Here is a 14,173-nt window from a genome sequence, read left to right on the forward strand (position 1 = left end):
AACGTGCTCGCTGACTGGTATCTCTGCGCCACGCAGGGACTCTCGCTGCCGGGGACGGACGCCTACCTGGACGCGTTGCGCGCGCTCGACGAACCGGCCGAGCGGGTCGAGCTGGCCGAGGAGGCGATCAACCAGCTGCGCCGGGTGGAGCCCGGCCTGATGCTGTACGCCCTCCCGCGGGTGCTCGCCGCCTACCGCCGGCACGCCGACCGGTTGTCGCTGACCGGCCGGACAGCGGCCTACCTGGCCGAGCTGGACGAGTTGGCCGGTGGGCACCCCGAGCTGCGGGCCGCGTTCGACGCCCTGGCCGATTCGCCGCGCCGGCTGCGGGCCCGCATCGTCGCGCTGGCCGAGGTGGTGGCGGCCGACCCGGCCGACGCTGAGGCGCCGGGGCCGGCGGCCGTCCCCGATCCGTACGATGACCTGTTCAGCGCTCCGTTGGCGACCGCGGCAGTGGCTCTGGCGGCCGAGTTGGCGGCCCGGTCACCGGAGACCGCCCGGGAGTGGCTCGGCGACGGTATGCCGGAGTTGCTGGTGGCCGCCCTCGACGGCCGGTACGGGCGGCTCCCGTTCCTGCTCGCGGTGCGGTTCTGGGCGCTCACCGACGGGACCGCCGAGAACCGGCAGCGGTTGCTGGCGCGGCTGTGGGCGTTCGGAAGGGGAGCCGCCGACCTGGAACCCGACCTCGTGCAGGAGGCCGCTGGGTTGTCCCGCGCGCAAGCGTCCGAGGTGACCGAAACCCTGACCGAGGCGGTCACCGGCCTGGACCTGGCCGCCTGGCGCAAGAACGAACCCGGGCTCGACCCGCAGCGGCGGGAAATCGCGCAGGCTCGCTGGGGTGGCAGCGGTGCCGCGGCCACCGCCGCCGTGCTCTGGCAGGTCGCGATGTGGCGGGTGGCCGCCGAGCGCGATCCGGCCGCCACCCTGGTCGGCTTGCGCACCTGGTGGGCCGCCCCGACCCTGGTCGAGCGCTCGCGGAAGACCGCCGACCTGATCGTGCCGTTTACCGTGCCGTACGGCGAGAAGGGCTACGAGGCGGCCTGGAACAACCTCAGCACCCTCGCCCGGGTGCGCAGCTGGGATCAGCGGCGGCAGCCGCCCCGGCTGCAACTGACCGACGGCCCGGTCACCGCGACTCCGGCGGCCTCGGCCAGCCTGGTCGGCAGCCCCTGGCTCCTGCGGGCCGTGCAGCGCTGGCGGGCGAGCGCCGAACGCGGCGCCTATCCGGACTGGAACGATCCGCCCTCGTTGATCCGGCTCAGCGCGGCCGCCACGCTCGCCACCGACCTGCTGGCCGCGGTCCCGCCGGGCTCGGAGGAGGACGCCGACCACCTGCTCGCGCTGCTGCTGCTGATCCGCGACACCGCGGTCTGCAGTCCGCTGCGGGACGCCATCGACCCGCAGGCCGCCGGTGACAGCCTGCTGCCGGGCGCCCTGGTCACCCTCTACCACCATGCCCTGATGGTGGCCGACCGCTGCGGCAAGGGGCATGGCCCGCACGCGGTGCCACGCCGGATCGTCCGGCTGCTGTCCGAGGGGCGGGCCGCGCGGGCGCGATGCGACGCCGAGCCGACCCAGTGGGCCCGGCTGATGATCTTCGCCGCGCCGATGGCCGCGTTCTGGTGGCTGCGCGAGACGGTCAGCGGTGGCTGGCCCGAGGAGAGCGAGGACGAGGACGGCTGGCTCACCGGGACGGCGCCCACCCCAGCCGCCCGGCTGTTGCGACTACTGCTCGCCGAGCGCCTCGACTTCGACTCCGGGCAACGGGCCGCGCCCGCCCTGCTCGAGCGCGACCTGCGGCCGGACAGCCGGCACGCGACGGGCTGGGACTGGCGGCCGCAAGAGGAGCCGGACTGGGACTGGCTGTCCAATGCCGAGACCTACGGCCTCACTCCGCCCGGCGGCGACGCGGCCGCGCAGCCCCGCACCCGGCGCGTCAACGCCAACGTGCTGTTGCTGGCGCCGCGGCACGGCCTCGACGAGTGGCGCTGGTGGTCGACCCGGCTCGTGAAGGCGCTGGGCGACGAGCCGGCCCCGATGGCGCTGCAGACCGTGCGGCTGGAGGCGCTGCTGCACAGCCCGGCCGAGGCCGACTGGGCCGACGACTGGGCCGACGACTGGGCCAAGAGCGTCCTGCGCCGGGTCGAGCCGCGAGAACTGGCGCGGATCGTCCGCCGGCGGATGATCGACCTGCTGCGGGCGCCGATCGACGGCGACGAGTCCGAGAAACAGGTGGCCCAGGTCGGCGAGATCGTGATCGACGCGATCCTGGATCTCAGCCGGGCCGCGCAGTGGTATCACCAGTTGCTGCTGCGCGAGCTGACCAGGGTCGCCGCCCCGCCGAGCCTGGCGACCCAGTGGCGCTACCGGGCGGTCGCCACTCTCTACCGGCTGGGCACCGAGCCGGCCAGGCGCGGTGCGATCAGCCCGTACGAGGTGGTCGGGCAGCGGGTCTCGGCCGGACTCACCGCGACCGACGTCCGCGGGCTGCTCTTCCAACACGGCGGCGCCCCGATCGTGGGCCAGGCGGCCGCCCTCGGGGAGACCGTCGAGCGGCTCTGGCGCGACCTGCGGACCGGCCCCTCGGTACGCCGGGTGGAGACGCCGTTGAGCGACCTCGACCTCGACCACGCCCGCGCCGACGATCTCACCACCGTCGCCGTGCAGCTCGACCGATACCATGGCACGCTGGTCAGCTACCACGACTCCCGCGACGGGATCTTCGACGCGTTCACCCAACGCGACAGGGTGGCCGCGGTGACCTCCGCCCTGCTGGCCGGTGCGGACGGCTACGGCATCGTCTGTGCGGTCGACCAGCCCGCCCGTACGGTGTGGGTGAACGCCGGCTTCGGCTACCCTGCCCGGCACAAGCTCGCCAACCGGGACCGGATGCCGGGCCTCGGCGACCTGGTGGTCGCCCATTTCGCCGGCACCCCGGGCGCGCCGGTGGTGGACCGGGCACTCGCGCCGATCGACCGCCCGCTCGACACCGCCGAGGTGCGCGAGGCCACCGTACGGCCGCTGGCTGGCGCACCCTGGCTGGCCGTCGAGATCGGCGGGACGGACGTCTATCCAGGGCTCGGCGCGACCGACGAGCGGGACCGCGCGGCCCGCTGGCGGTGGGACCCCGACTTGGCCCGCCGCTACGGCCCTCCCGGCGAACCGGTCGAGACCTGCGCTTGCTGGGACGAGACGATCGAGCGCTGGGTGCCTCTCGACCGGGGTGGCCGGGAGCTTATCGCCGGCGAACGGGCCGCGTTCGCGGACGGCCTGCGGCTGGTCCTGGCCGAGCAGGTGACCGAGGACGAGCAGACGCGGCTGCGCTTCGTGACCCGGCCGGGGCGCGCCTATCTCCTGGGCGCCGACGACTTCGCGCCCCACGACTGGTCCCGCCTGCTCGGCCTGGTCGGCGACGGCCGGCCGGGGCTGGCCGTCGCCGTCCGGCCGGCCGGCCCGGACGGGCTGCTCGTGCTGCTCGACGAGCTCGACGAGCGCAACCGCGACTGGCTGCGGATCTTCGACGAGCCGGAGGACAGCGAGGTCGCCGTGCATACGGCGGTCTGGTCCTCGGCCGGTTGGCACCTGAGGGTCGAGCCACCCGCCGGCTTCCCGGCCGAGATCGCGGTGACCGGCCTCGACGGGTCGGCAGAGAACGCGCTCTGCGTGGTCCGCGAGTGGGGCGAGCCGCAGGCCCGGGCGGCGACGGTGGCCGCGGAGCGGATGGCGGACCGCGGCGTGCCCCGGCCCACCGAGGCCTCCGAGGTACGCTGGCACGCCCTGGCTCACCTGCCCAAGGACAGCCGGGTCCGGTTGCAGCGGATAGTCGCCGGCAACCTGCACAAGGCCTCGCTGCTCGGCATCACGCGGGCCGGCCTTGGCATATTCGTGGCGACCGAGTCGGTGTCGCTGGCCGCCGATCCCGCGACGATCCACCGGTTCGGCCGGGACCGCGAGGTGATCGTCGAGTCCGACCGGGTCAACGAGCCGGTGCCGCAGCGCGACCCGGTCGCCGTGCCGGACGACCAGCTGCTCCGGCTCAGCGCGGCGGCCGGCCTGGAGGCCGTGCTGGCCGGGGTGGACGCCCTCGACGGCATGGTCGTGCAACAGGTCCTCGACACCGAGAAGCGCATCATCCAGTACGGCCTGTGGCTGCGCAACGGAAACCGGGTCGGTCACGCTGTGGTGCCCGAGCCCACCCTGTCGGCCCTCAAGGCCGAGGTCGGCGACCATATCGACTTCCGCCGGGGCACCACCGGCTGGATCGGCCACATACGCCGCCGCCAGATCCGTGGCCGGGCCCTCTACACCGGCGTGGCCAAGGTCGGGCCGGGCTGGCTGCCGGTCGGGGAGGTCGAGCGCGACGGCCGGCCGTACACCGTCTATCAAGCGCCCGAGGCCCCGCAGCTGGCCACCGGGAAGGCGGCCGAGCGGGTCACCGAGCGGCACACGGTCAGCCGGCTCGACAACCGGTCCTGGTCCTACAACGGTCAGGCCTACGTGCGGGTGCTGGTCGAGCGGGGCAACCGAACGTACGTCGGGGAGGCCCGGGAATTCCCGGCCGGCTCCCTGATGCGGGTCCGCAGCACTGACCTGCGCCTGACCCAGCACCCGGGCGACGACAACCCGCGGTACGCGGTCCGGCGGACCTTCGGCCTGGAGGCGGTGATCAAGCAGCCGCCGCGACCGGTCGCCTCGACCGAGATGGAGCTCGACCGCTGGGAGCGGGCGCTGCGCGACGGTCACCAGCACATGGTCGGCACCCGCGACAGTGACCGGCTGCTGCTGAGCGGCTATCGGGCCCCGCTGCCCGACGGCACGCTGGCCCGCTGGCTCCCGCTGCGGCTGGACGAGCTGGCGCTGGTCGACGGGCAGGCGTACGACAATGGCTCAGTCCGGGCGCTGATCGAGGACGTCGACGCCGGGCACGTGGCATCGTTCGCCCGCGCGACCCCGCTCGCCGTCGCCGGCTTCGCGGCCGCACTTTCGCTCCCGATCGACGACACACGGACCGATCTGCCGGATCCCCTTTACTACGTTGGCGCCGAGCACGGCCACCACCGGTTCGAGTGGGGCTTCGGCTGGACGGTCGACGTGCCGGTGGAGGCGCTCACGATCGACGGCGAACCGGCCGGCAGCCGGCTCTTCCACGGCGACCGGGTGCGGACCGTCCGGCTGGTCCACGACCCGGCGCTGCCTGGTGAAATCGGTCTGCGGCTGGCCGGCCGGGACGTGGCGACTGCGCTGAGTGGGCGGCTGATGCGGGAGTCGGTGGCCGGCATGATCCACCGCATCCAGGTCGAGGTCGACCTGGTGCACGGCCAGGTCGCCGTGCTCGGCGTGCACACCCAGCGGCAGGGTGCGTCCGGCGATCGGATCGAGGTGGCCTCGCATCCGATCCGGGCCGAGCTGGCGCCGGCGGACGCAGAGGCAGTCGTGGCCCGCGAGCGCAAGTCCGGCAGGTCCGGCAAGGTGACCCGTCAGCTCCATGCCCGCCTGGACACCTCGGAGGCGGCCCGGCAGGGTCGTCGCAAGATGTTCACGCTCATCGACCCGACCCGGCTGGCCGAAGGTGACCTGCTCTACGCCCGGGCCGACCAGATCGTCGACACCGGCAACGAGCTCTGCCTTGAGCTGCACCCGCTCGGCTCGGCCGGCCAGAAGTGGACCTTCAGCGTGGCTCGCCGGCAGTTCTCCCCCCAGGTCGGCCTGCTGGCCCGGCAGTTGCGCAGCCCTGGAGGCGCGAACGCCTACCGCGGCCGGCAGTTCATGGTGCGCCTGGTGCGGAAGGCGCCGAACCGGCGGGACCGCTGGCACGGCTCGATCGTCGACACCCCGGCCCGCCCGGCGGCCACCTTGGCCAGCTGGGTGCGGCAGCAGGGCGCGGCCTGCTTTGCCGTCCTGGGTCGGGACGACCGGCTCGAGGTCGGCCCGGGCGTGTTCTACGACGCGGCCGGCGTGCCGGGCGCTCGCCGCCTCGAGCCGGGCACCCTGCTGCGCCTGCTGGCGGGGAGCGCCGGGGAACCGCTCCAGCTGGAGATCGCCATCCCAGCCGACCTGCGCTACGTCCGGGACGGTCGCCCGGCGCTCGCCCTGCCGAAGAACTCGGTGCTCGGCCCGGGCGGGCTCGGTCAGGCCCGTAACGGCAACGCGTTCACGCTTGCCGACCTGCCCGCGATCGCGGCCCGGCCGGACCGGGGCCTGAACGTCCAGTCCCTGCTCCAAACTGCCCACCCCAAGATCGTGTACGCGGTGAGCCCGGCCCCCGACAATCACGCCCGGCTGCGTTCGATCGACCCAGGGACCGTGGTCGGCACCCTCGAATTGGACCTGGCCGGGCCGGCCCGGCTGCACCCGGTCGGCGGCGGGGAGCCGCGTGCGCTGCCCTGGGCGCAGCTGTCGTTCGCCGAGGGCGGCCGGGCCGAGCTGGCCCGCCGACTGCGCGACGGGACCTGGGAATACCACGACGCGACCACCGGGCACTGGGACGCCGACAGCCGCGAGTGCCGCCGCCAAGAGCTGGGTCCGGGCAACGCCGAACGCTGGCCGGTGTTCTTCGCCGACCGCGGCGGCCCGACCCTGCGCTACCCCCGCAACCAGCTGCTGCGGCTGGGCCTGCCGGCCGCCGAATTGCTCGACCGGCCGATTTGCGGCCGGGACGAGGAGACCTATGTGGTCGCCGACGCGACCACCCTCGACGGCATCCCGGCGCTTTGGCTGGAGCTGAGCCCGGGCCGGGTCGCCGAGGTACCGGTTGCCCTGTTCGCCTCCCGCCGGCAGTCGCTGGCCGACCTCGACTGGTCGCAGATGCGCTGCGGCGACCTGGTCACCGTGCGGCGGCGGCGCAACGAGCAGACCGGGCACGTCACCCTCGAGCTGCGCGACTGGACGCCGGGACTGCGTGGCGCCTGGCCCGGGTCGCCGGGGATCGTGCTGCCGGTAGTCGCGACCGACCGCGCAGCGGGGGCGCTGCAGCTGGGCGCGGGCGGGCACACCCGGTGGTACCCGGCCGAGCCCGAGCTGCTCGACCGCCACCCGGTCGGCAGCCGGGTGCGGCTGACCTCGGCGAACCGGCTCGGCGCGGGCACGGTCCGGACCGATGACACCGTCCTGCTGGTGCCCCAGGACGGCGGCTGGGGACTGGCCGGCTTCGGCGACGTCGAGGTCACGCTGGCCGGGGACGGGCCGACCCCGTGGCCGGGCACCGCCTGGTTGCGTGACCTGCTGGCCAGCCCGGCCGCCGCGTCCCGGCTGCTGAGGGCCCTCGGCGGCGCCCTGCCGGTGACCGTGGACGAGCTGGGCCGGTCCGGCGAACGTCTGACGGTGACCGTCTCCCGCCGCAATCAGCCGTCCGGCCGGTGGCCCCGCCGGCGGATCGTGCGAACCGAGGTGGTCACGTCGGTCCGCGGTTCGCTGGTCCTGCGGGCCGGTCATGCCCTCTATCTGATCGCGGCCGACAAGGCAGTGCTTGGGCTGGACAGTAGTGCGGTCGCGGCCGCCGCGACCGCGCTGCGCGACCGGGGTGCCGTGCTGTGGTGGCATCACGAGCAAGATGAGCTGCGGGCCGGCATGTCGGCCGGCACCGGCCACGCCGAGCAGGCGGTCTTGATCGAGGTGCCGATCGAGGTCGACGGCCAGTTCCTCGGGCTGATTGGCCGGAACACCGAGACCGGCGCGCTGGGCTGGCTGCCGTCCCGGCTCGCGTCCTGGATCGGCGAGCCCGACCCGCGGCTGCCCGGCCTGCTCGCCGGGCCGGCGCCGATCCCGATGGTCCGCGAGCGACAGCAGTTCTCGGTGGTCGACCGGCCAGCCGCGGCCCGGGAGCACCGTCTCACCGAGGTCGGCAGCGTGCTGTCGGTGGTCGTCGCCGCGTTGCCGGCCGCCGACCGGCCGGGCTATTTGGTACGCACCGCCTACACCGGGGTCCTGCTAACCCTAACCGCGGCGAGCGGCCTGGCACTCGGTCAGCGGCTGCGAGCCGAGGTGACCGCAGTCCGTGGTGGCCGTTTCCCGCAGATTGTGGCGGTGCCGGCGGGCAATCGTCGGGCCGAGCTCGACCTGCCCCGGACGATCGCCGAGCGCCTCGCCGCGGTCCACGCCGGCTCGCCGGCCGGCGACTGGGATCAGCCGTTCCGCGATTACCGGGCGGCGAACCTGGCGGCCGACTGCCCGGCCGACCCGGCCACAGCCGTAGTGTGGTCGGCTGCCCACCGGGCCGACCCCGGGGTGCTCGCCCGGTGGCTGGCCGCCGGCGGCCGGGAGGCCCTCGCCGGACGTGCTGAGCAGCATCTGGCCCCGCTGCTGGCGGCCTGCCAGGTGGCCGCCGAGCTGGGTGAGTCCGACGCCCGGGCGGCCGCCCTGGCAGTGCTCATCGCGCACCAGATCGGCCGCCGGGCGATCCGATCCCTGCACGTCGAGCCGCTGGTCACCCACTGGCTGACGCAGCCGGAACGGCAGACCGAACCCGGTCTGTGGGCGCAAATCAAGCGGCTCGAGCTGGCCCCCGAGATGCCGCCCGACCGATTGACCACCGTGGTCCAGCGCTGCCAGGCCATCCTGGCCCGGCCGGTGCTGCACGGCCGGGAGGATCTGCGGGCGCCGGTCGCGCACGCGCTGCTGGTCGCGACCGGCTCACCGGCTCGGGTCGAGCGGTTCGGCGACCGGGCGAACTGGCAGCCGGACGCCCCGCTGCTCTCCGAACTGGCGACCCTCGGCCGCGGCCTGACCCCGCCCGCCGGCCGGCCGGTCGCCCAGCCGGCGCTGCTGCCGCCCCAGCGACAAATTGTCAACCGGGCCGCCCGGGAGGTGATCGGGCAGGCTCTTCCGGTGATTCTGCTGCCTACCCTGAGCGCCCCACCGGCGCAATGGCAAACGCTGCTCGACACCGACGGGCGGTGATGGAGGTTCTTCATTTGCCCAGGCCCTTGATCCGGCTGCTTCTGCGGCGCGGGATGACCGGCTGGGTGCCGCGTTGGCGGCAGGCGTGACGGAAGACTTCGCTGTGTTAGCCCTAGTCGGCGAGCAGGGCGTCGAAGCGGCGGCGCGGGCGGCCGCGCCGTCGGGCGATGGGCGGGTGGCCGTCGAGCAGGTCAATCGCGCGGCTGAAGTCGAGCACGCTCGCGCCGGAGGTGAGCACGTAGATCGGGGTGCCGTTGCCGTTGCAGATCAGATGGTACTTGGAACCCGGCTTGCCGCGGTTGACCGGCGACGAACCTATTCCGGCACCCCCTTTTTCGCGTCGATGTGACTGCCGTCGATCACCGCCCTCGACCAGTCGATCTCGTTCGCCGCGTTCAGCTGCGCCAGCAGAATCTGGTGCAGGTCGTCGAACACGCCGGCGTCGGTCCACCGCTTGATCCACCGCCAGCACGTCATACCCGAGCTGAAGCCGAGTTCCTGTGGCAGGTTTCCCAGCCGACCCCGGTATACATCACGTACAGGACCCTTTGCAGGCGCTGCGGATCGGGAACCGGACGAGGCCCCGGCGCCTTCGCCGGCCACGGCGGCAGCAGATGCTCGAGAAGCTCCCACAACTGATCATCGACGATCCACGGCTTGCTCACCGAGCACCGAACGAGACCGATCTTCACCTCGCCTCGCTGATCAGCATCGATTTGTTCTTCTCCGGCGTCGGAGTCAACGTCCTGGCGAATCTGGTCTTCTCCGTGCCGTCGGGCATCACCAGCGTGCCCTGGGAACGTGCTGCTGTGACGGATCTGGCTCCCCGCAGCAACAGAGGCCACCACCCTGACATCGCATGCTTTCGCCAAGGATGAGGGACAGTGAAGGGTCTGCCGCCTGCCGCCTGCCGCCTGCCGCCTGCCGCCTGCCGCCTGCCGCCTGGCGTCGTGGCGGCGGCCGCGGAACAGTGGCGGACAGCCCCAGTCAGGGGTCTTTCACCTCCCGCGAGTTACTTCACTCAGCAAAGCTCGTCGGTGAATGCAGGAACCAGCACGACAGTTGCTGCAAGCAACCGCCGACGCCTAGCTGGCAGGTCAGGTCATCCGTCTGTCGCCTCACTAGGGCACGCCGGCGTCCAGTCGACTCCGGGAGTAGCTCATGTCCAGCCAGAACGCACAGGACGCTCGCTCGGTCGAGGCCATGGGGGGAGAGGAGTTGTACTTTTCGGTCGAGCAGGTGGCAAGGCGTCTCCAAGTTTCGGCCCGCTGGCTCGCCGATCAATGCCGCGAGGGACGTGTCGAGCACGTTCATCTCGCGCGGAAGCGGAAGTTCACGCCTGAACAGGTTCAGAAGTTGCTCAGGGATCACACGATTCAGCCGGCCGAGGTTGAGCAGCGTCGACTGGGCGGGAACGTGCGTCCGGGAGTGTGAGGCGTGCACCGGGGAGGGTCGCCGCCCGGAATGCGCGGCGAAGACGACCTCGGCTGCCAGTTCTGCGGCGGCAGCGGCTGCGGCGCGCAGCTCTGCGACTTCGGCTGCCTGGTGGTGAAGTAGCCGATGGCGAGGACCTATCAGGACCGTCACATGATCCGGGCGAAGCCGGTCGTGGACACCTACGACCCGGACCCGGACAACGCGCCGCCGTGGCCGCGTAAGCCGCGTGCGTCCCGGTACGGGCTGCTCAAGGCACGCCATCCACGATCCCGACAGGGTTGCCGTTTTGGCGGCCGCCCACGCCGCCCAAGGCCGAAGAGCGCCGCCGCCTCAGCGAACGAGAGGACTGAGCGGATGGGGTGTCGCAACCCAGCTCCACGCCGCCCGCTGACTGCTGGCTCGGCTGCACCACCGGGCCGAGCCACCTCTACACCAGGAGAAAGCCGTTGAGCGACCTGTTCGACCAGGAACGTGCCACCGTCCGGGAGTGGACCGATGTCCTCGCCCGCGTGCGGTTCGGCACGGTCAAGGTCGCTGGCCGCAACGTAGCCGGCGCCCGTATCAAAGCCGTCGCTGCGCGGCTGGCCGACTACGCGGACAGCGACGGCTCACGGGTGCGGCCCGGCATCGCGCGCATCGCTGTCGACCTGGAGAGCGACTACAGCTCCGTCAAACGCGCCGTGCAATACCTCGTGCGCGTCGGCCTGCTGAGCTTGGTGCGCGCGGGGACCGCGGCGGGGCGCGCCGACGAATATCAGCTGAGCATCCCGGCCAGCCTCACCGACGAGCTGGAGGTGTGGTCCCCGGCCCGCCACCATCTCGAAACTGACCGGGTCCGCCAGGCCAACCGCGGCCGCTATAAGAAGGCCAACCCGACCGCTGACCCCGAAAACCTGCGGTTGCCTCACGCACCCGCAGACGACGAGACCAACAGCGGGCCGCGGGTGCATCAGGCATCCGCAGATCCTGCTGACTCGGTGGCTTCTGCGGGTGCCTCAGGTACTGACTTTCCGGCACCTGCGGGTGCCTCAGGCACTGACCTGCGGGTGCATCAGGCACCCGCCACCGAGCAAGACCTAGACACAACTACGACCGAGCCAACCGATGGAGATGTTTGTACGGCCATTACTGGTCCGCGCGCACGCGAGACCTCGGACGAGCCAGACACCCCACGCCTGGCCGACCGATGCCAACACGGCCTCACATCCCGCCGGCGACCCGACGGCACACCCTCATGCGCCCTCTGCCGCCGCGGCATTACCGCCAACTCACCGCTCGCCCCCGTCATCCCCCTCCGACCGGCCGCGTCATGACCGACCTCCACCTCACTCCCGGCCAGGACCGCAGCCGCGCCGCAGCCGTCGCCCGAGCCCTCATCCACAGAGATGAAGCTGCGTTCGGTCGGGCGTCACCAGCATGGTCTCCTGACGAGTGGCGAGGTCGGCTGAGTGCGCGCGCCGGCGGCGCCTTCTTTGACCTCGAACAAGTCTCGAGCGCCTTCGGCTCAGTCGCCGGCCGAGTTATTGACGTACCAGCGCGTGAGTTCGATGCGGTTGTGAAGTCCGAGTCGGTTGTTGAGGTTGTTGACGTGAGTGTCCACGGTGCGTGGGCTGATCCGTAGGCAGCGAGCGATCTCCGCAGTGCTCAACCCCTTGGCGACGAGCTCGGCGACCTCGAGTTCCCGGGGGGTGGCGATGCTCTCTGTCGAGTTGCGTGGGTGTCGTGAGGTGGACTCGTTGAGGGCGTGGCGGATGGCGTGTTCGTGTGAGCGCCTGCCGGCGGCTGCTTCCTTGGCGATGCTGGTGTCCTCGAGGTGATCGGCGATGCGGGTCCGAGCCTGCTCCCTGCGTTCCGCGAGCGGCCGCAGGTTGGATAGCGCCACGCCCAGCTTCTCCTGGCGGGCTCGTGCGGCGCCGAGCAGCCATGCGGCTCGTCTGGCCTCGCGTTCAGGGTCGGGTGTGTCGCGCAGCCGGGCGGCGGTGATCCATGCGGCCAGCTCGATGCTCCAGGTTTGGCCCCACTGATCGTCCATGTCGCGTTGCAGTTGTAGGCAGCGGCTGATCGCGGTGGTGGCGCGTTCGAGGTTGTCGCAGCGTAGTGCGGCTAGCGCGGTTGCCCACAGGGCCCAGGAGAGGGCCCAGGGAGCTTTGGCTTGTTCGGCTTCGTCGAGGTATCGGCGGGCGGCGTCTTCGGCGGCGTCGGGTTCGCCGGCGAAGGTGTTGGCGATGGACCACATCATGGTCGCCATGTGCCGGTCGCCGGAGGTGGCGGGGTTGGCGAACTGGTCGCGGGCGGCGGCGAGCAGTCCGATGGTTTCTCGTCGTCCGGTGAGCAGGGCGTCGCCGGCGCCGCGGGCGAACAGCACCGGGGGTATGACTGGTTCGTGGTGGGCGCGTAGCCAGACGTCGGCTGTTTCCAGCAGGGCATGGGCCGTTTCGTGGCGGCCTTGGGTGGAGGCGATCCAGGCTGCTGCCGCAGCGGTGGCGGCCAGGTCGGCGGCCTCTTCGGGCCCGCTGGGGTGGGGATTGGAGGCGCTGATGGCGCGGTTGAGATGGTTGAAGGCGAGGCCCATGAAGCCCCAGAAGAACGGAGCGCGGGAGCGTGTGAGGTCGCGGCTGAGTGCTCGCGCGGTGGTGTGGTCGCCGTCGGCGATGCTGTGGTCGATGGCGTTGGAGATTTCGCTCAGCTCGCGTCGTACGGCGGTCAGTGTGTCGAGTTCGCTGGGTCCGAGCCAGGTCGCGACTGCGTGTTCGAGCCAGCGGCGGTAGTAGCGGCGGTGACGGGCTTGTACGGCGCTGGTGTCGCCTAAGTCGGCCAGTCGTTGCCGGCCGTACGCGCGCAGGGTGTGCAGCATCGCGTACCGGGCGGGGCTGGAGGTGGTGTCGACGGTGAGTACGGACTTGTCGACCAGTCCGGCGATGAGGTCGACGATCGTGGCGAGGTCGTTGCCGCTGGCGACGGCTTCGGCGGCGACCAGGTCGAAGGTGCCGACGAAGACGGAGGTGCGGGCCCATACCCGTTGTTCCTGCGGCGTGCACAGGTCGTAGGAGAGGTCTACGACGCGCCCAAGCGTGGAGTGGCGTTCATCGGTCCCGAGGGATGGAGCCGTGAGCAGCCGGAACCGGTCGTCGAGGCGGTCGATCAGGTCGTGCACGGACAAGGTACGAGCGCGACCCGCGGCCAGGCGTATCGCGAGTGGCAGTCCATCGAGCTGGCGGCACAGGCGCTGGATGGCGTCGGTGTCGGCCAGGGCCGCCGGTGGTGATCCGGCGGCGGTGGCGAGCTCGGTGAACAACTGGACCGCGTCGCGGTTCGGCAGCGGCGGTACCGGCATGGTGTGTTCGCCGGCGATCGCGAGCGGCTGGCGGGAGGTGGCTATGACGCGTAGGTGGGGTGTCGCCTGCAGCAGGTCGCTGACAAGCTCGCGGGTTTGAGCGAGCAGGTGTTCACAGCCGTCGACAATCAGTAGAGCTCGTCGGTTGTGCAGGCGCTCGCGTAGGACGTGCAGTGTTGCCGGACCATGCTGTCGCAAACCCAGCGCGAGCGCTACGTGGGTGTAAAGCCGTTCGGGGAATCCGTCGTCATGGCCGTCGAGCTCGCCGACATCGATGAACCAGGCGCCGTCGGGAAACAGTGTGCGCAGGCGGACGGCGATGCGCTGGGCGAGGCGTGTTTTGCCGACGCCGCCCGGGCCGGTGAGCGTCAGGAGCCGCTCCCTGCGCAGCAGTTGCTCCGCAGCGGCTAGGGTTTCGTCGCGACCGATGAAGACGGCGATATCCAGCGGCAGGTTGCCACAGGGGACCGGCTGACCGTTCTGTGCATCGTTGCCCACGACACCTCC

The 14,173-nt window shown here is 72.0% G+C and carries 7 protein-coding genes; 4 read left to right on the top strand and 3 right to left on the bottom strand.

Translation table 11 applies throughout. From position 1 onward, the window contains the following. The first annotated feature begins 3 nt into the window (after nt 1-3). Nucleotides 4-8,895 carry a hypothetical protein gene (locus IT780_RS25915; RefSeq protein WP_199514265.1) on the top strand — a complete coding sequence of 2,964 codons (8,892 nt, stop codon included), beginning with the start codon at nt 4-6 and terminating at the stop codon, nt 8,893-8,895. A 112-nt stretch (nt 8,896-9,007) separates the two neighbouring features. Here the strand turns inward: IT780_RS25915 and IT780_RS42825 are convergent, their stop codons facing one another. Next, on the bottom strand, nt 9,008-9,133 hold the full coding sequence (locus IT780_RS42825; RefSeq protein ID WP_267910142.1) for a hypothetical protein: 126 nt from the start codon (nt 9,131-9,133) through the stop codon (nt 9,008-9,010). Between the two features lie 77 nt (nt 9,134-9,210). Continuing rightward, nucleotides 9,211-9,372: a hypothetical protein gene (locus IT780_RS42125; RefSeq protein ID WP_233413494.1), complete on the bottom strand. Its 162-nt coding sequence runs from the start codon at nt 9,370-9,372 to the stop codon at nt 9,211-9,213. A 137-nt stretch (nt 9,373-9,509) separates the two neighbouring features. Between IT780_RS42125 and IT780_RS25920 the strand changes: the two genes are divergently transcribed. From IT780_RS25920 to IT780_RS25930, 3 genes are all read left to right on the top strand, one after another. Then, nucleotides 9,510-9,773 (top strand): hypothetical protein, encoded by a 264-nt coding sequence (locus IT780_RS25920; RefSeq protein WP_199514266.1) that lies wholly within the window; start codon nt 9,510-9,512, stop codon nt 9,771-9,773. Between the two features lie 283 nt (nt 9,774-10,056). After that, complete coding sequence (locus tag IT780_RS25925; RefSeq protein ID WP_199514267.1) at nt 10,057-10,329, top strand: helix-turn-helix domain-containing protein; 273 nt, start codon at nt 10,057-10,059, stop codon at nt 10,327-10,329. A gap of 449 nt (nt 10,330-10,778) precedes the next feature. After that, a complete protein-coding gene (locus IT780_RS25930; RefSeq protein ID WP_199514268.1) occupies nt 10,779-11,645 on the top strand; it encodes a hypothetical protein in 867 nt (288 codons plus the stop codon). A gap of 191 nt (nt 11,646-11,836) precedes the next feature. Here IT780_RS25930 and IT780_RS43230 read toward each other — a convergent pair whose 3' ends face one another. Next, nucleotides 11,837-14,164, bottom strand: coding sequence for a LuxR C-terminal-related transcriptional regulator (locus tag IT780_RS43230; protein WP_199514269.1), 2,328 nt, complete (start codon nt 14,162-14,164; stop codon nt 11,837-11,839). Nucleotides 14,165-14,173 lie beyond the last annotated feature (9 nt).

The sequence above is a fragment of the Nucisporomicrobium flavum genome, assembly GCF_016464385.1.
Taxonomy (GTDB): Bacteria; Actinomycetota; Actinomycetes; order Mycobacteriales; family Micromonosporaceae; genus Actinoplanes; species Actinoplanes flavus_A.